The sequence below is a fragment of the Mucilaginibacter dorajii genome, assembly GCF_024808255.1.
Classification (GTDB): Bacteria; Bacteroidota; Bacteroidia; order Sphingobacteriales; family Sphingobacteriaceae; genus Mucilaginibacter; species Mucilaginibacter dorajii.
The window spans coordinates 33,889-54,503 of record NZ_JANTYS010000031.1 but is presented as its reverse complement, the minus strand read 5'-3'; the positions used below and the strand labels follow the sequence as shown (position 1 = coordinate 54,503).

General features: G+C 42.0%; 17 protein-coding genes. 8 read left to right on the top strand and 9 right to left on the bottom strand.

Annotated features, from left to right (window positions below):
- The first annotated feature begins 16 nt into the window (after positions 1-16).
- The 3 genes from FHS10_RS26630 to FHS10_RS26620 all read left to right on the top strand — a co-directional run bounded on the left by FHS10_RS26630 (position 17) and on the right by FHS10_RS26620 (position 3,122).
- Entirely contained in the window at positions 17-856 is an 840-nt protein-coding gene (locus FHS10_RS26630; RefSeq protein WP_259097028.1) for an SDR family oxidoreductase, read from the top strand.
- A gap of 5 nt (positions 857-861) precedes the next feature.
- Positions 862-1,104, top strand: a complete 243-nt coding sequence (locus FHS10_RS26625; RefSeq protein WP_259097026.1) for an Atu4866 domain-containing protein — start codon at positions 862-864, stop codon at positions 1,102-1,104.
- A gap of 395 nt (positions 1,105-1,499) precedes the next feature.
- Complete coding sequence (locus tag FHS10_RS26620) at positions 1,500-3,122, top strand: NADP-dependent glyceraldehyde-3-phosphate dehydrogenase (protein ID WP_259097025.1); 1,623 nt, start codon at positions 1,500-1,502, stop codon at positions 3,120-3,122.
- A gap of 140 nt (positions 3,123-3,262) precedes the next feature.
- On the opposite strand, the gene FHS10_RS26615 is transcribed toward FHS10_RS26620, so the two are convergent.
- Positions 3,263-3,895 carry a DUF2306 domain-containing protein gene (locus tag FHS10_RS26615; protein WP_259097023.1) on the bottom strand — a complete coding sequence of 211 codons (633 nt, stop codon included), beginning with the start codon at positions 3,893-3,895 and terminating at the stop codon, positions 3,263-3,265.
- Positions 3,892-5,823, bottom strand: a complete 1,932-nt coding sequence (locus FHS10_RS26610; protein WP_259097021.1) for a WG repeat-containing protein — start codon at positions 5,821-5,823, stop codon at positions 3,892-3,894. The genes FHS10_RS26615 and FHS10_RS26610 overlap by 4 nt, the downstream gene beginning before the upstream one ends.
- A 445-nt stretch (positions 5,824-6,268) precedes the next feature.
- Between FHS10_RS26610 and FHS10_RS26605 the strand changes: the two genes are divergently transcribed.
- Positions 6,269-6,814: a peroxiredoxin gene (locus tag FHS10_RS26605; RefSeq protein WP_259097019.1), complete on the top strand. Its 546-nt coding sequence runs from the start codon at positions 6,269-6,271 to the stop codon at positions 6,812-6,814.
- 409 nt (positions 6,815-7,223) lie between these two features.
- A complete protein-coding gene (locus tag FHS10_RS26600) occupies positions 7,224-7,808 on the top strand; it encodes a carboxymuconolactone decarboxylase family protein (RefSeq protein ID WP_259097017.1) in 585 nt (194 codons plus the stop codon).
- Between the two features lie 264 nt (positions 7,809-8,072).
- Here FHS10_RS26600 and FHS10_RS26595 read toward each other — a convergent pair whose 3' ends face one another.
- Genes FHS10_RS26595 through FHS10_RS26580 form a run of 4 tightly spaced genes read right to left on the bottom strand, consistent with a single transcriptional unit; the run spans position 8,073 to position 12,712 of the window.
- Positions 8,073-9,620, bottom strand: coding sequence for a DHA2 family efflux MFS transporter permease subunit (locus FHS10_RS26595; RefSeq protein WP_259097016.1), 1,548 nt, complete (start codon positions 9,618-9,620; stop codon positions 8,073-8,075).
- Positions 9,621-9,625: 5 nt separating this feature from the next.
- A complete protein-coding gene (locus FHS10_RS26590) occupies positions 9,626-10,687 on the bottom strand; it encodes an HlyD family secretion protein (protein WP_259097014.1) in 1,062 nt (353 codons plus the stop codon).
- Positions 10,688-10,707: 20 nt separating this feature from the next.
- Positions 10,708-12,048 carry a TolC family protein gene (locus tag FHS10_RS26585; protein ID WP_259097013.1) on the bottom strand — a complete coding sequence of 447 codons (1,341 nt, stop codon included), beginning with the start codon at positions 12,046-12,048 and terminating at the stop codon, positions 10,708-10,710.
- 16 nt (positions 12,049-12,064) lie between these two features.
- Complete coding sequence (locus FHS10_RS26580; RefSeq protein WP_259097011.1) at positions 12,065-12,712, bottom strand: TetR/AcrR family transcriptional regulator; 648 nt, start codon at positions 12,710-12,712, stop codon at positions 12,065-12,067.
- Positions 12,713-13,344: 632 nt separating this feature from the next.
- Between FHS10_RS26580 and FHS10_RS26575 the strand changes: the two genes are divergently transcribed.
- Positions 13,345-15,804, top strand: coding sequence for a PIG-L family deacetylase (locus tag FHS10_RS26575; protein ID WP_259097010.1), 2,460 nt, complete (start codon positions 13,345-13,347; stop codon positions 15,802-15,804).
- A gap of 182 nt (positions 15,805-15,986) precedes the next feature.
- Here the strand turns inward: FHS10_RS26575 and FHS10_RS26570 are convergent, their stop codons facing one another.
- A complete protein-coding gene (locus tag FHS10_RS26570) occupies positions 15,987-17,723 on the bottom strand; it encodes a thiamine pyrophosphate-dependent enzyme (protein ID WP_259097009.1) in 1,737 nt (578 codons plus the stop codon).
- Positions 17,724-17,813: 90 nt separating this feature from the next.
- On the opposite strand from FHS10_RS26570, the gene FHS10_RS26565 reads away from it, so the two are divergent.
- Both FHS10_RS26565 and FHS10_RS26560 read left to right on the top strand, forming a co-directional pair.
- Complete coding sequence (locus FHS10_RS26565) at positions 17,814-18,131, top strand: hypothetical protein (RefSeq protein ID WP_259097007.1); 318 nt, start codon at positions 17,814-17,816, stop codon at positions 18,129-18,131.
- A 43-nt stretch (positions 18,132-18,174) separates the two neighbouring features.
- Positions 18,175-18,573: an energy transducer TonB gene (locus tag FHS10_RS26560; RefSeq protein ID WP_259097005.1), complete on the top strand. Its 399-nt coding sequence runs from the start codon at positions 18,175-18,177 to the stop codon at positions 18,571-18,573.
- Between the two features lie 93 nt (positions 18,574-18,666).
- Here the strand turns inward: FHS10_RS26560 and FHS10_RS26555 are convergent, their stop codons facing one another.
- Positions 18,667-19,398, bottom strand: a complete 732-nt coding sequence (locus tag FHS10_RS26555) for a LytR/AlgR family response regulator transcription factor (RefSeq protein WP_259097003.1) — start codon at positions 19,396-19,398, stop codon at positions 18,667-18,669.
- Positions 19,373-20,506: a sensor histidine kinase gene (locus FHS10_RS26550; RefSeq protein WP_259097002.1), complete on the bottom strand. Its 1,134-nt coding sequence runs from the start codon at positions 20,504-20,506 to the stop codon at positions 19,373-19,375. Before FHS10_RS26550 ends, FHS10_RS26555 begins: the two co-directional genes overlap by 26 nt.
- Positions 20,507-20,615 lie beyond the last annotated feature (109 nt).

Below are 20,615 nucleotides of genomic sequence, written 5' to 3'. Positions count from 1 at the left end.
AAATCAAAAAACAACAATGAACAACAATAATATATGGTTTGTAACCGGTGCCTCGAAAGGACTGGGACTTACCCTTGTAAAACGACTCTTAAACGAAGGTTATAAAGTAGCAGCCACTTCAAGAAATATCAGTGAGCTGCAAAATGCTGTAGGTATAAAAAGCGATGACTTTTTACCACTTGCTGTAAATATTAAAAACGAAGAAAGTGTACAACAGGCCATCGAAAAAACGATAAGCACTTTTGGCAAAATTGACATCGTTGTTAACAACGCCGGTTACGGAATGCTTGGCGGATTGGAGGAAACAACAGATCAGGAAGCGCGCGATAATTTTGACGTGAATGTATTTGGTTCGTTAAACGTTATTCGTAAGGCGTTGCCTTATCTAAGAGCGCAACAATCAGGGCATATCATCAATATCTCATCAATTGGTGGCTTTGCAGGTGGTTACCCAGGTTTTGGGATTTATTGCGCTACCAAGTTTGCAGTAAACGGATTTACAGAAGCACTGGAAACAGAGGTTAAACCATTTGGCATAAAAGTTACCATTGTAGAACCGGGGTACTTCCGCACCAATTTCCTGTCAGAAGGGTCATTGGTAACACCTCGAAACACGATATATGCGTATCAAAATGTCCGTAACTCGCAAAGTATGCATCAAAACGACCTTGATCAACAGCAGGCAGGCGATCCTGAAAAGGCCGCGGCTGCTATGATCAGCATTGCTAATCATCCCGATGCCCCGCTAAATTTATTTTTGGGTGCCGATGCCTACCAGGTGGCGCAGCAAAAAATAGCATCGGTACAAACCGATTTAGAAACATGGAAAAATTTAACCATTTCAACAGCATATTAAAAAAAATGAAAAACAATGAGCATATAGGCGTTTGGGTAACCAAAGACGGCCATGTACGCCATGAGTTTTTACCAAACGGCCGTTACAACGAAGCACGCGGCGATATAAAAGGTGCTTTTACCGGTTACTACAATAGATTAGGTAACCACATCGAATATCTTGATGACAGTGGCTTTACTGCCGATGGCGATTTTATTGACGGTGTTTTTTACCATGCAGGCATGGTTTTATATAAAGAGAGTGCCTGAGTTACAGGGCAAATGCATCTAATTGGGTTAACATAACTTAACATATTTCAGATAAAATACATGTTAATTATCTAATAATCAATATTTTATATTTTAACAAGGTTAACACTAAATTGATGTATTTCGCAATTTAGGCACTCCAAATATTTGTGCCTGTTGTTGACCAATAAAACGCCCTTCGATACCCGGATCATTTAACCAGGACCAGGCAACAAAACAAGGTATCGCTGGATGCTTATATCTTCCCGATGCCCCAGCTTTATGCTGTTACCCATTATTAAATAAAAGCGGATCCCAGTTAACTATTTAGATGCGTTTGCCCTCCATTGCAATAAAAAGCTTGCTTATAAAAGCAGGCTTTTTTTATCTTTATAAAAATCTAATCCCTGAAAAATATGAGTTTTAAAGAACAATTGAGTTCAATATTTGTGGATGAAAGCCTTATTGGCTACGGTTTCCAGATAGAAGAAGTTCATCAGCGCGAGTACCTGAGCAGTGGCGAAATGAAACCCTGGAACGGCGAGGTAAGCGAAGTATACTCACCCGTTGGTTTTTTTGGTGCCGATGGCTTCAAACGTAAATTAATTGGCACTTATCCCGTTTGCACCGAAAAGGAAGCATTTGAATCGCTTGATGCTGCTATTGCCGCCTATGATAATGGCCGGGGCGAATGGCCTACCATGAGTATTCCCGACCGTATTAAATGCATGGAGCGCTTTATTTTTAAAATGAGCGAACAACGCAGCCTGGTAATCAAACTGTTGATGTGGGAAATAGGTAAATCCTACGGCGATTCGGCCAAAGAGTTTGACCGTACTATCGAGTACATTAATGCCACCATCGATGCGCTAAAAGATATTGACCGCCAATCCTCCCGTTTTGAAATGGCCGAAGGATTGGTAGCACAGATTCGCCGGTCGCCATTAGGTGTGGTGCTTTGTATGGGGCCATTCAATTATCCGCTTAACGAAACTTTTACTACCCTTATTCCCGCCCTTATCATGGGTAATACCATTTTATTTAAACCACCTAAGCACGGTACGTTGCTGCACTACCCATTATTGCGCGCTTTCCAGGAATCGTTCCCTAAAGGCGTAGTGAACACCATTTATGGTCGCGGGTCTGTGGTTACGCCCGGGTTAATGGCATCGGGCAAAGTAAATGTGCTGGCCTTTATCGGATCGAGCAAGGTGGCTAATGATCTTAAAAAACGTCACCCTAAAATAAACCGTTTGCGTGCGGTTTTAAGTCTTGATGCAAAAAACGCGGCTATCGTTACCAAAAATGCCGATCTGAATTTAGCCGTAAGCGAATGCATTTTGGGTGCCTTATCATTTAACGGACAGCGTTGTACCGCCATTAAAATGATATTTGTGCAAAAAGAAGTTGCCGATGAGTTTTTAAAACTATTGAGCGAGGCGGTTGGTAAACTTAAATTCGGCCTGCCCTGGGACCAGGATGTTAAACTTACCCCACTACCCGAGCCAAACAAAACCGAATACCTTACCGCAATTGTTGCAGACGCAATTGCCAACGGAGCAAAAATAATTAACGAAAATGGCGGCGAAACTGTAGCATCATTCTTTTACCCGGCTATAGTTTACCCGGTTAACGAAAAGATGAGACTGTACCGCGAGGAGCAATTTGGTCCGGTTATCCCGGTAATACCTTTTGAATCGATAGAAGAACCAATTGAATACCAAATAGATTCGCCGCATGGGATGCAGGTGAGTATTTTTAGTAACGATGCCAAGGAAATTTCTTCGCTGATAGATCCGTTTGTGAACCTGGTAAGCCGTGTTAACATCAACAGCCAATGCCAGCGTGGACCAGATGTTTTCCCGTTCACTGGTCGTAAAGATAGCGCCGAGGGTACACTTTCGGTACATGATGCTTTAAGGTCGTTCTCTATCCGCTCATTGGTAGCCACCAAAATGAACGAAGTCAACAAACAGATACTTAACGACATTGTAAACGATAACGACAGCAATTTCCTGAGCACGAAGTTTATATTGTAAAAGCTTCGGATGTGCAGATTACAGATGTGCAAATATGCAGATGAAAAATATCCGCACATCCTTAAATATAATGTACAGATTACAGATATTCAAATCGATTAAAAATCATCTGCACATCTGTAATCTGCACATTTGCATATCTATAAATTGGGGGTTAGGGGGCCTCTCTTCTTACTATTTATCCACTCCACCAGTATCAAATTAGGCACCCAGCTTAAAAAGGCGATGATGATATAGTTGTGATCGAAATTAACGCCGTTGCCAACAACGTGAAACAGCCAGATATAAAAGCGAAGTGTTACCGCACCAAAAGCCAGGCCGTAGCTGCGGTGCATCATTTTAACATGGCCATCTAAATCACCTTTTTTAATGAGCAACAAGGCAGCAAGTGTAAATGCTACCCACAACGTGTTTTGAATAAAAAAGGAAATAAATACCCCGGTTCCGCGGTTAACAAAAAGCGTCATCACGTAAGCACCGGGAGCGGCAATCAGTAATACTCCAAAAACATATATTTTGCCTAATGCCCGGTGTAGCTTTTTGTTGTTATAAACTTTTTCAGAAAATTGAAAAAAGCCAACTAACAGTATCACGCTGCTGGCAAAAATATGGCAGTAAAAAGCCGGCATGTACCAGCCGGTTTTAATAGCGGCTTGTTTAAATCCTAAAAAGAAAGCATGATTATGAGCAAAACTTTCATAAAAGGTACCGAAGCTCAAAACAGCTATCCAGAAAAAAGCAATATATCTTAAAATGCGGCCGGCTATGGTCATTGGGCAGCCAGCGTGTTTACTTTTTTAACATTTAAAATTGGCGTGCCGTTCAGCTTACTGTTAATGAAGGAGATGTTATATTTATCAATAGTTGTTAATGAGTCATCTACGCTTACATTTGTTGTAGTATCTGCACTGTTAAAACGGTAAGAAAATGCATCATTCCATTCTTTGGCTTTAAATCGGTATTTGTAAGATGCATAGATTTCATTTTTCATGTATTGCAACATTTCCTTTGTAACATGATCAATTGTTTTGGTTTTCCTGTTCGGATACGTTCCTATACCCAAAACATAGCAGCCTTGAAGGTATGAATCATCCAATTTTATAAATTGCGTAGGAAAAACCCTGCGAGACACAAGCAATACAAACTTACCATTCTTAACTTGCAGATATCGATAATATGGTCCCTCATCTATAATTATCTCTGGGTTAAATAGTGGATCGCCAATTTGAGCCGTGGTTTTATATTCAAATAATGAATCGTTGATAGCCTTTAAAGAATTTTCATTGCAACTGCCAGAAAGCTCGCCATAGCCTTCCTCCTCTCCAATGTATACATCACCATTAAAACCTAAAATTTGATTATGTTTCTTGTCAACCACCAATATGCTTTTACTTTGGTAAAGCCCGCCACGTCCGCCTAAATAATCGTTAGCGATAGAGTAAAAAGCGGTTTGAAACCAATTGTCATCAGCACCTTTCTTTTCACCATCAAATGTGATATCAATTGAGCCGCTTCCATTGCCATCTTCATCACTATGAAAAATCTTGCGCAAAGGGTTCGGAAAATCAACAAACTTAGGAATCAGCTGCAAGTTTACCAGGTAAGACGGAGCTATAACCAACGACTCATTATAATCTTTTGAATTGTACTCCATGATATTTTTCGAACTCTTGTCAGATAGCGTATACGAATCCCCAAACGTTTTTATTTTCGATACAATATCCGCTATCTTAAAATCTACTATCTTTTCAGAGATAGTAGTATCCGATTTTAAATAATAGAAGTCTTCCGCATTCTTCAATATGGCAAGATTTTCGCCTGCTTTTAAAGGGTAGATTTCATCGTAATTAGCTGGCACCGCCATTTTACCATCTATATTATAAAAACCTTTCTTCGTAGCTTTCTCCACTTCAATCAATCCCTCTATTGCTCCATTCACATTATGGATCAAATCATATTCAACGGGGATGATCTCTTTTAAATCTGGATTTACCAGCCCCATTTTCAAATCAGATTTTTCGCCTTTATAACCCTCTAGATTAGGCCAGTAAAAGTCATTTTTTATTTTACCTTTCATTACGTAATAAAAAGTTTTGCCACCCACATGATCAAACCATAAAACGCTATCATATTTTGCTTTCAACTGATCTGCAACCTTAAAGGCAGCCAAAGTTTCGGGGCTGTAAATATCCGCCTCGGGCGTAATTTTATTATATACTTTAACCTGGTAGGCCACATAATCTTTCACAAACCCACGGGCATCAACCTGGGTAATTTTATATTGGCCACCAGCTATTTTGTGGATAGTAAATAAAATGGTAGATAATTCCTGGGGCAAACCATCATAGGTAAATTTAGTAGCTACCCTTGCAGTCACAAACTCGGGGTTTACTACTGTGATCAAAGCATCTTCGGTATTCATGCTTAGTTTAAACAAGGGCTTATCCTTGCCACCGGTGTTGGTTTTATTGCAAAGCACGCTTAACAGCACCTTTACCTGCTTGCCTTTCTGCTGATCTTCAAAATACGCTTTTGCCGAATCGATATTGCCGGCTTTTACCTGCTTATTAAATGCATTTAAAAACTGCATGATCTCTCCTTTGCCAGGCTTGTTTTGATTTTTATATCGGATAAAGGAAAAAGCACCCGCAGCTATTACCAAAACAGCAGCTGCAACTATCATAATAGGTTTGGTTTTCATGATACCAATATAGATATTTTAATTAAGCAGAAAAAGATTTGGTTGGCGGGCAGGGAAATCGCTTTTAAAGATTTGCATAGCAAAAGGTAGCTCCTATGGAGCAAAAAAACACAAATTACTTGTTCTACAAATAGGTAGCCGCTATGCGGCATTCTTTCGTTTTATTAAATATCCAATGCCGCATAGCGGCTACCCGTTTGTAGAAACAAAAGAACCAGACAAGATGCCGCATAGCGGCTACCTATTGTACTCATTGAATGATGCTATCTTATACGGAAATCTTAAACGCGATTTCCCTGGGTTGGCGGGCGCTATTTCGAACCAATAGTCAATATTGATTAACCTAAATAGATATATAAATAAAATCTATATGATATAGATTTTTAGAATGGGACACTGACTTTTAAAACAGTATATTTGCATAAATAATAAAAAAAGAACACTTATGTTAACGATAGGACAAAAATTCCCCCAGTTTTCTAAAACTGCCGTAGTTAGTATCGAAAAAGGAAAAGAGTTTGAAACACTTACTTCTGATTATCTTGTGAATGACGATAACGTTTGGACAGTAATGTTCTGGTGGCCAAAAGATTTCACTTTTGTGTGCCCAACTGAAATTGCTGAGTTCAACAAAAACTTTGGCGAGTTCCGCGACCGCGAAACCCGTTTAATTGGTGCTTCAACCGATTCTGAATTTGTTCATGCTGCCTGGAGAAGAGATCATGACGATTTGCGTGGTTTAAAATTCCCTATGCTTGCCGATACATCTAAATCATTAGCTGAAGACCTGGGCATATTAGAGCCAACCGAAAAAATTGCGTACCGTGCTACTTTTATCGTTGATCCCACCGGCATTATCCGTTGGGTATGCGTTAACGACTTAAGTGTTGGCCGTAACGTAGCAGAGGTTTTACGTGTACTTGATGGTTTACAAACCGACGAACTTTGCCCTTGCAACTGGGAAAAAGGCCAGGAAACCCTTACCGTTTAATTACCCCTATAGCATATGTCCCCGCACGGTTAATATTGTGCGGGGATTTTTTATAGGCTGATTGTTGATGACAACACCAACAATGGGCGAATGAAAAAGGCAAAAAAGAACCCGTCATTGCGAGTTTAAAAATCCGGAGGAATCTGAAGGTGGAAATGACGTAACAACTATCCTCTCCACCCTGTCATGCTGAGGCACGAAGCATCTATTAGCGAACTTTACAGGGCGAATAGGAATGGCGTAGAATAGATCCTTCACTGCGTTCAGGATGACAGATCTTTTAATAGACGTCATGGGGAGGTACGAAGCAATCGCGAACTGTGCAGATTCGCCCTGTAGAGCATGAGATTGCTTCGTACCTCGCAATGACATAATAGAGAATTTCCATCAAGCACAAACGAAAAAAGAAATGAACGAAAGCACCGAAGTGATCCAGGAAATACTGCAAAGTATTGGATTAGATAAAGATTACCGCACTGTAAGCCTTACACTTTTAGAGAAAGGCGAATCGCGCTATTTACGCGATCTGAAACTGAATTTCACCAGCACCCTTACCTCGGCTCATTTAACGGCTAAGGAGTGCGCTTTATTAGGCTTAAGCATCGCTGCTAATAATAACAACACGCCGCTTACAATCTTTTTTACCAAATACGCCGAAGAACAGGAAGCTACCGCTGCCGAAATTGGCGAAGCCGTTGGCTGTGCTTCATTACTGGCTTCAAACAACATCTTTTACAGGTTCAGGCATTTTACCCAAAAGGAAAAATATACCCAGATCCCGGCCCGTATCCGTATGCAGCTGATGATGAAACCGGTAACCGGCAAAGAGTTTTTTGAACTAATGAGCCTTGCCGTATCGGCCGTTAATGGCTGCGAAATGTGTGTGAACGCTCACGAAGATTCATTGATTAAATTAGCTACCACCGAGGAGCGTATTTTTGACGCTGTGCGTATTGCATCACTGGTTACAGCTACAGGCAAGGTTATTTTTTAACTTTTTCTGATTTTTTCGCATAAAAAAAGACATGAGATATTAACATTTCATGTCTTTTTCACAATTAGTAGTTTATTAACGAATTAATTTGCGATTGTTAATTAAAAACTTCTAAATTTATACCTAAGATTAAACAAACCTCAATCCTACATTTATTTTATTTAAAAGAATTGTATCTCTGAGGGGAGTTATTAAATTTTAATTGTTAATTTTTTTTGGGGAAAGCCGTTCCAGGTAATAGTGGAACGGCTTTTATCGTTTTAGTTAGTGGGCATCTACCGGCATTTTGGCATTTTTGCCAAATGGTTGCAGGTATAATAACGGTATCGAGAACAGCATTACCAATCCCGAGATCCAGTAGGCATCGTCATAAGTTAACAACAGCACCTGTTTAGTTAAAGCCCCTTCAATTGAGCCATAGGCCATACGGGTAGCATCTAATATAGAATATCCCTTAGCCATAAAGCCGTGCATAGCGCCGTTTAAACGATCAACCAGGGCAGGGTTAGTAGCAGTAATATTGGTTAACAAATTATTACGGTGTACCCCCTGGCGTATATGAATAATAGTGGTTAGGGTTGCTATACCAAATGAACCGCCTAACTGGCGCATCATGTTATTTAAGCCCGTACCCTGCCCTACTTCGGGCCCTTTCAAATCGGCTATTGCCAGGGTTGTTAAAGGCACAAATAAAAGCGCCATACCAACCCCACGTATTACCAGCGGTAAAAAGAAGTTGCTGGTACCTACTGCAAGGGTTGAGTTGCTGAGCATGGTGGTAAATACAAAGAACAGGAACATCCCGCCGGTTGCCAAAAACTGGGCCGGGATACCTTTATTAAGCATCTTACCTATAAAAGGCATCATCATAATGGTACACAAACCGCCGGGGAATAAGATCTCGCCTGTCTGTTGCGCGGTAAACCCAAGCAAATTCTGACAAAATACCGGGAATACAAATACCGATCCATACAAGCCAAAACCCAGGATAAAGGATGTAAACATCCCCACCGCGAAACTCCGGTGCCGCAATATGGCAAAATTCACAATAGGAAATTCGATACTCATTTCGCGCCATACAAACAGGATCAACCCTAATATGGCACTAATGGTTAATACAGTAATATATGGCGTAGCAAACCAATCCTCGGTTTCCCCTTTTTCCAGAATGGTTTGTAAACTACCTACAGCAACTGCAAGCAGGGCAATGCCCCACCAGTCTACCGGTTTTCCCTTAGCTTCTTTTGGTGTTTCACGTACATAAGTATAAGCAAAGAAAGCAGCCAGGGCACCTACAGGGATATTTACATAAAATATCCAGCTCCAGTTCAGGTGATCGGTAATATAACCGCCAATGGTTGGGCCCACAGTTGGGCCTACTACCGCGCCTAAACCAAACAAGGCTGTAGCAGTCCCAATTTGCTCACGTGGCCAGGTTTCTATCAGGATGGCCTGCGATGTTGATATTAAACCACCGCCTGCTATACCTTGTAAAATACGGAACATTACCAGTTCATTTAAACTTGTGGCGTTACCGCACAAAAATGAGGCAATGGTAAATACGATAATTGATGTGATAAAATAATTTTTGCGCCCAAACCTGCTCCCCAGCCAACCCGACATGGGAAGTACGATTACGTTTGCCACCGCATACCCGGTAACCACCCAGGCCACATCCTCAAGGGTTGCGCCAAGGTTACCTTGTATTTTGGGCAAGGACACGTTCACTATCGTGGTATCAATAAGCTCCAGTAACGAAGCCGTGATAACCGTAATGGTGATGATCCATTTTTTAAAGCCTGTTTCAGCCATGGTTTTTATCCTTTAATTACAGATACGTTCACGCTCATACCTGGGCGCAGTTTATCCATTGTTGCTTTATCAGCAGTTATTTTTATTTTTACAGGCACACGTTGTACCACTTTTACAAAGTTACCGGTAGCATTATCTGGCGGCAACAAAGAGAATTTAGCACCGGTTGCCGGCGAAAAGTTGTATACTTCGCCTTCCAGTTTCAGATCAGGGTAAGCGTCAACCTCAATCTCCACTTTCTGACCGTTTTTCATATCAGTAAGCTGGGTTTCTTTGAAGTTGGCAGTGATGTATAAGCTGTTATCATTAACAATGCTAAACAAGGTTTGGCCTGCCTGTACCAACTGGCCTAACTGCACGCTTTTTTTAGCTGCTAAACCGCTTGATGGCGCTTTAATAGTAGTATAGCTTAATTGCAGGTTAGCGTAGTCAATATCAACTTGCTTCTGGCTTACACCAGTGTTGGTTACTTTTAACTGGCTGCGGGTTGTGCCAATTTGCTCAACAGCGGCTTTGTACTGATCTTGTGAAGCCCTTAAGTTTGCTTTGGCAACGTCTAAATCGGCTTTAGCCTGGTCAAATTGTTGCTGGGTTACAGAACCGTCCTTTACCAGGTTGGCATAACGTGCGTAATCTTTTTGTACTTTATCTAAACGGGCGGCATTTGATTCAACAGTTGCTCTTGCACTTGATGAATTAGCCTGTGTAGCGTAAATCTGTGATTGGTTAACGTTAATCCCTGCACTTGCACCAACTTGCGCGGCCTGTGCCTGCTCAACTTTCACTTTATAATCGCGGTCGTCAATTTTAACCAATGTTTGACCGGCTGTAACGTGGATGTTGTCTTCAAAAAAGATAGAATCAACATAACCGCCAACGCGTGCTACTACGGGGCTGATGTCGCCATCAATCTGCGCATCATCAGTATCAATGTGTTTACCGTAGTATATATATTCTTTGATACCAAAAATGGCACCACCGATAAGCAATACACCTAATATGATAGGGATAACTTTATTTGGTTTCTTTTTTGGTTCTTGTTCCTGTGTTTCTTGTGACTTTGCCATTTTATTATCTGGTTTAAGTATTATTTGTTGTTAATTTTTCCTGTTGATTTTAGTAAAGTATAGTAGGCAAGACCTGCATCGGCTTTGGCCAGTTCCAGGTTTATCTGGGCCTGGTAAAGCAAGGTTTCGGCATCGGCCCTGTCTGTTGCTGATGCTATATTGCTTTTGTATTTAGATTCGAGGATCTTGTTGTTTTCACCAGCCTGATCTATCGAAGTTTGCAAAAGCTTGATCTTATCCAAAGCCATGGTCCAGTTTTGGTAGTTTTGATTCACCTCGTCCTTAATACGGTCGATAGTAATGTTTTTGTTGATATCTACCTGCTCGCGCTGAATTTTTGCTTCGGTGATCTTGTTTTTGTTGGTCCACAAGTTGCCAAAGTTCCATGAAAGAGTTAATCCAACTGATAGTGGGGTAATGAACTGACCGCTTTTTGGTATCGGATTAGAATTAACATCAACATAATAAGCGCTTCCCGACGCCGCTAAAGTAGGCAGGGTGTTGGCTTTAATGGTTTTGATATTGGTTTCAGAAACCTTACCACGTAAATCTGCCTGTTGCAGCTCAACACGACTTGCATAGGCCGAATCGATGTAATTGCTTAACGGTGCTACCGGCCTGTCGGCTTCAACGATCTGCTCAATATTAAGCTGGGTACCTTCTGGTAAACCCAACAACACATTCAGATTATAGTTGATGATGCGACGGTTAGTTTCCAGGTCGATGCCGTTAAGCTCCACATTTGAACGTTGCAGTTGGAAACGCAAAACATCATTTTTGGTAACTAAACCCTGGTCAAAAAAGCGTTGCGCTTGTTTAATCTGACCGTCAATAGTAGCTAAGTTTTGTGCCACTACTTTTTTGCTTTGCAATACCTTATAAAGGTTGTAGTAAGAGCTGATCACATCATAAGCAATCTCGTCTTTATCGTTATTGATATCTAAACGGGCAACTTGTGTAAGCAATTCTGTTGATTGCCTGGCGTATTTGTATTTACCGCCGGCATAAAGCGTTTCGCTTAATGACAGGATACCCAGATAAGCATCGGCACGGGCAGGTAAATCAAAGCTGCTTGAACCAAGCGCAAGTTTATTGGCCGGAATCTCGGCATGGTTGTAGCCATAGCTTACTTTGCCGGTAGGCAAAGCAGCATCTTTAGCTTGCTCATACTGGGAAACTGCCTGATCAATTTTTGATTGCGAAAGCTTCAGCACTTTGCTGTTATCAAGGCCCAGCTTAATGGCCTCATCTAAAGTAATGGTACGGTCCTGGGCGGCGGCTGTTCCTGCAAACAGCAAACCAGATATGGCAAGTGATGCTCCATACCTCCAAAACCCGTGTACTGTGTTTTTAAACAGCATAAGGTGATTGGTTTTGTTATTTCGAGTTGTCATTTTCATTAACTAAATAAGCTTTTAAAAGTCTTTTCATGTATGTTTTAACCCGGGGCTTCAGGTTTTCTTCCATAAATTTTTCATCACGAATATCATGTCCCAGTATTAAGGATGATAGTTGTGGCATGTTAATAATATAATTTTTGGTACCAAATATGGTGGCTATAACCAAAGGAATATCAATATCGCTATAAAAGCTACCATTATTTAACCCCTCTTCAATAATTTTTTTGATCTCATGAACATTCACCATCAAAATCTCGGTGATCTTATCGGTAAGCGTCCAGCGTTTGTTCATGGAAACCTCACGGTTAATCAATTTTTGAAAACAGTTATTTACGATGATACGCTCTACATAATTATCGATGCACTTTTCGAGCTTGCCCCAGGTTGTCATTGTATCATCATTACCTATGTTCTGTAATAATGTGCGGAACGACGAGATCTTACGCTCAAAAACTGCCAGGAAAAGTCCTTCTTTTGAACCGAAGTAATAGTTTAGCATCGCCATATTAACACCAGCCTCGCCCGAGATTGTACGGGTAGAAGCGCCATCAAACCCATAGTCGGCAAATACGCGCTCGGCTACGTCAAGGATGTGGTCTTTTTTATCTATTTTATCTTTGTCCATTGTTTTAACGGCACAAAATTAATCAAACGATTGATTAGGCAAAGTAATAAAACACAAAAGTTAATCATTTGATTAATTGATTACTATCGAATGACAAATTTGTTTTCATCAGTTTATTTTTTTTTGATTTTAGCAATTGAATGTTTAAACAATTATCGTTTTGGCAAATTTGACGCCCGCTCAAAATTGACGTCCGCTCAGGGTCTCCTTGAAAAGGGGACCCTGAGCCCGCCTGCTAAGTACCGTCGTCGTGATTTCGTTGAACAAATCCTCAGGGTCCTCTGATCGAGAGACCCCGAGGGTACATAAGGCTAAATGCTCCCCGTCACTATCCTTCCGTATACCCACATCTTTTTTGTTAAACTAAAATGTCATTTCGAACGAGCAAGCGCGGGAAAAGCGGGGCTGCGAGGAGAAATCTTCTACGCCTTGCATGACCGAATGTCCGCTTTTACAAGATTTCTCCTTACCTCCGGTGCCCAATCCCTACCGGTTCGTTCGAAATGACAACTTTTTTTTGATGATATGATTCCAAAAAGATGTAGGTACACGGTCGGTCACCATCTTGTAACATCTGCTACATTTATGATACACGAAATTGTAAATAGGTATCTTTCAATATATTTGTTGCCATGAAGCGGATAAATCTCCTTATAACCTTTTTAATATTAAATACCTGTGTAATTGCCCAAACATCGCCGCCAACAGATATGGGCACCATACAGCAAAACTTAAAAAAGCTAAACACGCTGGGTAGCGTATTATATGTAGCCGCCCACCCCGATGATGAAAACACCCGCCTGCTGGCTTACCTGGCACAGGAAAAACATTACCGCACAGGCTACCTGGCACTTACCCGCGGCGATGGAGGCCAGAATTTGATAGGTAATGAGCAAAGCGAGCTATTGGGACTGATCCGTACGCAGGAGCTTTTGGCGGCCCGCAGAATGGATGGTGCCGAACAGTTTTTTACCCGCGCTAATGACTTCGGTTTCTCTAAAGGGCCCGAAGAAACCCTGAAGATATGGGATAAGGAAAAGGTTTTGGGCGATGTGGTTTGGGTGATTCGCAAGTTTAGGCCGGATGTGATCATTTGCCGTTTCCCTACTACGGGCGAAGGAGGTCATGGGCATCATACCTCGTCGGCTATTTTAGCGCAGGAGGCCTTTACCGCAGCTGCCGACCCAACCAAATATCCCGAGCAATTACAATATGTAAAACCATGGCAGGCCAAAAGGCTGATGTGGAATACCTTTAACTTTGGCAGCACCAATACTACTGCGGCCGATCAGTTTAAGATAGACGTTGGCGTTTACAACCCAACCCTTGGTAAAAGTTATGGCGAAATTGCTGCCGAAAGCCGCAGTAACCATAAAACCCAGGGCTTTGGCGCAGCTAAACAACGCGGTGAATCTTTTGAATATTTTAAAACCATTTTGGGCGATGCCCCTCAAACCGACCTGATGGATGGCGTTGAAACCTCCTGGAAAAGGGTAAAAGACGGCGCGGATATAGCGGCATCGGTTAGCGTGATCACCCGCAATTTCATCCCCGAAAACCCGGAGAAATCTGTTACCCCAATGGTTGCTTTATTAGGTAAAATTGAAAAGGTATCGGACACGTACTGGCGCGAGCAAAAAACAAAGGAATTGAGTGATCTGATAGCCGCCTGCGCAGGCTTATGGTTTGAAAGTTATGCCAACGAGGCAACTTATGCTTTAGGCGATAAGATCCAGGCGCGATCACAAGTGGTGAACCGCTATAATGATAAGGTAAAAATCAATAAGATTGGGATTGGAGCCGATGTGCTGGATTTGGGGTCAAAAATAATTCCTGCCAATCAGCAGCAAAGTTTTGAAAGTACAACCGTGGCTGATAAAATAAGTCAGCCGTACTGGTTAGAAACCCCGCATAAAATTGGCACCTATAATTTACCCGATGACAGGCTTGCCGGTAACCCCGAAAACCCCGATCTGCTTAAAGTAAATTTTCAGTTTATCATTGAGGGCAAACCGGTAAATTTTGAGCGGCGTTTATTATATAAATATACCGACCCTGTTCGTGGCGAGGTGTATCAGCCCCTGGAGATTACACCGCCGGTTACAGCTAATATTGATGGTAAGGATTATATTTTCAATTCGCAGCAAGCACAAACCGTACAAATAAAATTAAAAAGCTTTACCACTGCAAGCGGCAACATCAGCATAAAACCTATTGAGGGCTGGAAGATTAGTCCAGATAAAATTGATTTTACTGGTAAGGCCAAAAATGATGAGTGGACGGTTGCTTTTACCGTAACTCCATCAGATAATAAGCCTAAAACAAGCAACCTGCAAGTGATCGCGACAGCAAATGGCAAGCCGTATTCCATGTCGCTAAAACGCATCCGTTATGACCACGTGCCGGCTATTACCTTGTTCCCTCCTGCCGAGGCTACCCTGGTAAACCTCAACCTGAAAACCGGTGGTAAAAAATTAGGCTACATTGCCGGTGCAGGCGACCTGATGCCCGAAGCCCTGCGCCAGGTTGGTTACGATGTACATTTATTGAGCGAAAATGAGATCATGAACACCGATCTATCCAGCTACGACGCCATTATAACCGGCGTGCGTGCTTATAACGTAAATGAACGCCTGGTATATGAGCAACCCAAGCTGATGGAATACGTTAAAAACGGCGGCAATTTGGTGGTTCAATACAATAACAACTCTGGCCTGGTGGTCAAACAAATTGGGCCATACCCTTTTACAGTGGTAAACCGCAGGGTTACTGATGAGGATGCTACAGTCACGGTGCTTGATCAGCAAAACCCGGTACTAAACTATCCTAACAAAATAAACCAGGATGATTTTAAAGGATGGATCCAGGAGCGCGGACTATACTTTGTAAGCGATATAGACCCACAATATAAAGCCATCTTCCAGATGAACGACAAGGGCGAATCGCCGCTTAACGGTTCACTAATAGTTGGCGATTACGGTAAAGGCAGATTTGTGTATACATCGTTAGCTTTCTTCAGGGAACTTCCCGCCGGCGTACCGGGCGCATATAGATTGTTCGTAAATTTATTGAGTAAGCAAAAAGGGAATTAATTGCAAAAAGACATAGCTGCCGCGAGTTTAGCGCAGCGTAACTCGTGGCTCACCTAATTTAAGTTTTCAACTTAAATTAGGTGAAATTTCATACACCTATCAAATCAGCAAGATTTTCAATTTAAGTTGAAAACTTAAATTGAATTACCACGAGTTACGCTGCGCTAAACTCGCGGTAGCTATTACAGCAAATCTTTCGGATGCTTATAATTAGCTTTAACGGTATCTAATACCTCATTCATTTGGCCGTTAAGTATTAGTTTGGTCATGGATACGGCCATGCCGGCCACCTGTTTCAGTTCTATTTTTGGTGGCATAGCCAGGGCGTTGGGATCCGTGAATACGTTTACCAATGCGGGGCCATCAAAAGCAAGGGCGTCGCTGATGGCTTGCCTTACCTGGTCTGGTTCGGTAACTGTAAAGCCTTTGATGCCCATAGCCTGGGCAACCAGCGCGAAGTCGGGATTATACATATCGGTTTGCCAATCGGGTAGGCCAGCCACCTCCATTTCCAACTTCACCATCCCTAAAGAGCGATTATTGAAAACGATAATTTTAACGGGTAATTTATATTGTACAATGGTTGCCAGATCACCCAATAACATCGATAGCCCACCATCGCCACAAAGTGCAATTACCTGCTGACCAGGTCGGGCCAACGCTGCACCAATAGCTTGCGGCATGGCATTAGCCATAGAACCATGGTTAAATGAACCTATCATTTTACGCTTGCCGGTAGCGTTAATATAACGCGATCCCCAAACGCATGACATGCCTGTATCCACCGTAAAAATGGTATCATCAGTAGCCAGTCTATCCAACACATGGGCAACAAATTCGGGGTGGATCTTTTCGGTTTCGCCACTATCGTCAACGTAGGTTTGCATTTTGTCTTTTACATCTGCATAAACCTTTAGCTGTGCCTGCAAAAAACTATCATCTTCTTTTTGGGCGATGAGGGGCAGCAGAGCGGTAAGGGTATCTTTGATGGTTCCGCATAAGCCAACATCAATTTTTGCACGGCGGCCGATGCGTTCGGGCCTGGTATCTACCTGTACAATTTTGCAGTTGGTGGGCATAAAAGGGGTGTATGGAAAATCGGTTCCTAAAAGAATAAGCAGATCGCTCTCATGCATGCTATGGTAAGCCGATGGTAGGCCCAATAATCCAGTCATGCCTATTTCATTAGGGTTATCGTATTGAATATCCATTTTAGCGCGGAAAGAGTATGCAACGGTTGCATGAAGCTTTTGGGATAATTCTACTACCTCGTCATGTGCTTCGGCAGCCCCGATACCACAAAAAATGGTAATCTTATGAAATTGGTTAACCATGGCAGCTAATTGCTGCAAATCGGTATCATTGGGGCGGATCACCGGGATGGGGTTAAAGTTTTGGGTTGATGTTTCAATTTCAACAGCATCCATCATACCCAAATCGCCGGGCAAACCAATCACCGCAACTCCTTTTTGATGTAATGCGCTTTGGATGCCAGCCTGCAACATACGTGGCAATTGTTTAGGTGTTGTTGCTATTTGGTTGTAATAACTGCAATCATCAAAGAGTTTAATGGTATTAGTTTCCTGGAAATAGGATGTACCAAACTCAAAACTGGCAATAGTAGATGCGATAGCAATAACCGGGGCGCCAGAGCGATGGGCATCGTACAAACCGTTAATGAGGTGTACATGGCCCGGCCCGCTGCTACCCGCGCAACAGGCTAATCCGTTTAGCTGTGCTTCGGCGCCGGCGGCGTAGGCACCGGCTTCTTCATGGCGTACATGTACCCACTGAATGCTGCCTTCCCGACGCACGGCATCGTTTACCTCGTTCAAACTATCGCCGGTTACGGCATAAATTCTTTTGATACCGGCGTTTACCAGCATTTCAACCAATTGGTCTGCAACTTTCTTTGCCATATTGTTATCGTTATGTGAAATCAAAACCCCGTATTGCTATAAGAGTTTTTAAAATTGTAAATTGCTTCATCATTTAAATTTCACATTTTTATGGGACGTATAGTTATTGTAGCCTACAAACCCAAGCCCGGCAAAGCCGAAGCGTTAAAAGAACTCACTAAAACCCACCACCCGCGCCTGAAAGCAGAAGGCCTGGTAACTGATAGGGAAGCCACTATTATGGAAGCAGCAGACGGAACCGTTGTAGAAGTTTTTGAATGGCTATCGGCAGAGGCCATCCGGCAGGCACACGCCAACGCGGTGGTACACCAGCTATGGACCGAGTACGCCGACGTTTGCGATTACGTAAACCTAAGCAGCCTTGCCGAAGCAGGCAATATGTTTGCGGAATTTAACGCTGTTGATTAATTAAAATATAAAACCTTTTCAATCTCTTGATATTATAGTCGATATGAAATTTAAACTTTTACCCATTCTTGCAATTCTAACTTTTTGCTGCGCAACACAAAGTTCGTTCGCTGCTGCACCAAAAGATTCTACGAAGAAAAGCGCTGTTTTTGCCGAACCTAAAGAAGTATTACCTGAGTTTCCGGGTGGGCAGCAAAAACTAACTGCCTTTATCAAATCAAACCTGCGTTCTATTCCTGGTGCCGCAGGTAAACGTATTATGGTATATTTTGTAGTTGAAAAAACAGGAAAACTAAACCATATTAAGGTTATTAAAGGTGCCGATCCGGCCGCTAATAACGAAGCCATCCGGGTTATGAAATTATCGCCAAAATGGAAACCTGGCTCACAAAACGGTGTTATCCGCAGGGTAGCGTATACAACGCAGGTAGTTTTTAGTTAGCTATCATAAACCGGGGAATCATGACCTGGAATGCAACCCGTGGTGAGCTATGTTATAACTTTACGCCAGCAACCAAAGCATAAAATTACTCCGTTAACTAAAATGAAAGTTTTCGGCCTTTAAACGTTTTTGCATTTCTTGTTTATAGTTGCGGCCAATGGGTAGTTCATGGCCGTTAACCTCCACACTGTAGGCATAAAATGATTTAATATGCACTATGCCTATGATGAATGAGCGGTGTGCCCGCACAAACTTATTTCCGGGCAGCATTTCTTCCAATAAACTGATTTTCTGTTTGCTGATGTACACGTTATCCATGGTAATTACCTTTACATAATCGCGCAGGCTCTCAATCCATAAAATATCGTTTACATTTATCTTGATGGTTTTACGCTCAACCTTCAGGTACAGGTAAGCTTCAGTATCGCCAATAGGCTTTTCTGCAATATGAGCAATATTCGTTTTGCCGGTATTACTTTGGTAAACTTTGTCAATAGCACGCATAAAACGGTCAAGTGCAATGGGTTTTAAAAGATAATCAACGGCATTAAGCTCAAAGCCATCAATCGCGTACTGACTATAAGCCGTAGTAAAAATGGTTTTGGGAGGATTTTTAAGCGTCTTCAAAAAATCAATCCCGTTAATGCCGGGCATCTGGATATCAAGGAACATCAGGTCGACCGTTTTTTGTTGCAATAACTGAAAAGCCTGTATAGCATTACTGCATTTACCTACAAGTTCCAGGTCGGCAAAATAACCAAGGTAGTTTTCAATTACCTCAATGGCGTATGGTTCATCATCAACTATAACTGTACGTAGCTTCATGCTGGGTTAATTGAGGGGCAGGTTGTGGTTCAAAGTTTAACTTCAGGTCGAGAACGGCCAAAAAAATATCTTTATCGTCGGTTATTTTAAGATGGTGCGTTGCAGGATAAATGAGCGCCAACCGCTTTTTTAAATTTTGCAGACCAATGTTACCCGTTTTACCAATCGAGCCTTCCTTTCCAATCTGTTTACTATTTGATATTTTTAATTTCAGCTCATCGCGCATCATATATAGGCTGATATTAACCCAGGCATCGTCGGTTTGTTCCCTTACACCATGTTTGAAAGCATTTTCAATAAGAGGCAACATCAGCAAGGGGGCAATCAGTTTACCTTCGGTATCGCCATAAATATTAAAGGTAACATCCAGCCGCTTGTCATACCGTAATTTTTCCAGGCTTACATATTGTTGCAGCATTACTACTTCTTTGCTCAGGGATACTTCACTGGTATCGCACTCATAAAGCATATAACGCAGGATATTGCTAAGGTTGAGGATAACCTGCGGCGATTTTTGCGATTGACTGAGGCTTAACGCGTAAAGATTATTCAGCGTGTTAAACAAAAAATGTGGGTGTACCTGTGCCTTTAGCGCGCTTAACTCCGATTGCAAAGTAGCCTCCCTGCGCTCATACCACATTTTGGCCAACTTTATAGCCAAAATAAAGCCGATAAAAAGGTTGGTGCCTTTAAAGGCATTAATCATATTTTGTAAGTCAAAAAACTTTTCTAAAAATGGCCGTTGAGCTGCCAGCAGATAATCACCATCGGTAACATGCATCATTTTAATGGTATAGGGCGTTACAAACAGGATACCAGCTATACGGGTAATAACAACCGATAACGTTATGATGCACAGTACACCCAACGCAAATTTAAAATACCGACCGGGGAGCAGGTACCCAGGCATAAGCCAACCCGCGATAGTGTAGTAATAGGCTATTTGTATCGGCATAAAAATAAGGTTGTTCCTTGCCGATACCATAAAATTGGTTTGTACCGAGTACATAGAGGTAATAAAAAGGCATACCGCAATCCAAAACAGGATGTGCTGCCACAGCCTTGGTATTTTAATACCGCCCAGGGCCTTATCCATCAAGCTTTCCATATAGCTAATTTAATATAATCATTTGGCGCAAAATCCTAATCTGTCACTTCGTCGACAGACGACATCCCGATGTCGACAAACAACATTGCGCCGGGCATTCTTCAATCAA

Excerpts from the sequence above, each read along its gene's own strand:
- FHS10_RS26620 (WP_259097025.1), top strand. The coding sequence starts at position 1,500 with ATGAGTTTTAAAGAACAATTGAGTTCAATATTTGTGGATGAAAGCCTT.
- FHS10_RS26555 (WP_259097003.1), bottom strand. The coding sequence starts at position 19,398 with ATGAAGCTACGTACAGTTATAGTTGATGATGAACCATACGCCATTGAG.
- FHS10_RS26615 (WP_259097023.1), bottom strand. The coding sequence starts at position 3,895 with ATGACCATAGCCGGCCGCATTTTAAGATATATTGCTTTTTTCTGGATA.
- FHS10_RS26570 (WP_259097009.1), bottom strand. The coding sequence starts at position 17,723 with ATGGCAAAGAAAGTTGCAGACCAATTGGTTGAAATGCTGGTAAACGCC.
- FHS10_RS26605 (WP_259097019.1), top strand. The coding sequence starts at position 6,269 with ATGTTAACGATAGGACAAAAATTCCCCCAGTTTTCTAAAACTGCCGTA.
- FHS10_RS26580 (WP_259097011.1), bottom strand. The coding sequence starts at position 12,712 with ATGGACAAAGATAAAATAGATAAAAAAGACCACATCCTTGACGTAGCC.
- FHS10_RS26575 (WP_259097010.1), top strand. The coding sequence starts at position 13,345 with ATGAAGCGGATAAATCTCCTTATAACCTTTTTAATATTAAATACCTGT.
- FHS10_RS26550 (WP_259097002.1), bottom strand. The coding sequence starts at position 20,506 with ATGGAAAGCTTGATGGATAAGGCCCTGGGCGGTATTAAAATACCAAGG.
- FHS10_RS26630 (WP_259097028.1), top strand. The coding sequence starts at position 17 with ATGAACAACAATAATATATGGTTTGTAACCGGTGCCTCGAAAGGACTG.
- FHS10_RS26585 (WP_259097013.1), bottom strand. The coding sequence starts at position 12,048 with ATGCTGTTTAAAAACACAGTACACGGGTTTTGGAGGTATGGAGCATCA.
- FHS10_RS26565 (WP_259097007.1), top strand. The coding sequence starts at position 17,814 with ATGGGACGTATAGTTATTGTAGCCTACAAACCCAAGCCCGGCAAAGCC.
- FHS10_RS26595 (WP_259097016.1), bottom strand. The coding sequence starts at position 9,620 with ATGGCTGAAACAGGCTTTAAAAAATGGATCATCACCATTACGGTTATC.
- FHS10_RS26560 (WP_259097005.1), top strand. The coding sequence starts at position 18,175 with ATGAAATTTAAACTTTTACCCATTCTTGCAATTCTAACTTTTTGCTGC.
- FHS10_RS26625 (WP_259097026.1), top strand. The coding sequence starts at position 862 with ATGAAAAACAATGAGCATATAGGCGTTTGGGTAACCAAAGACGGCCAT.
- FHS10_RS26600 (WP_259097017.1), top strand. The coding sequence starts at position 7,224 with ATGAACGAAAGCACCGAAGTGATCCAGGAAATACTGCAAAGTATTGGA.
- FHS10_RS26610 (WP_259097021.1), bottom strand. The coding sequence starts at position 5,823 with ATGAAAACCAAACCTATTATGATAGTTGCAGCTGCTGTTTTGGTAATA.
- FHS10_RS26590 (WP_259097014.1), bottom strand. The coding sequence starts at position 10,687 with ATGGCAAAGTCACAAGAAACACAGGAACAAGAACCAAAAAAGAAACCA.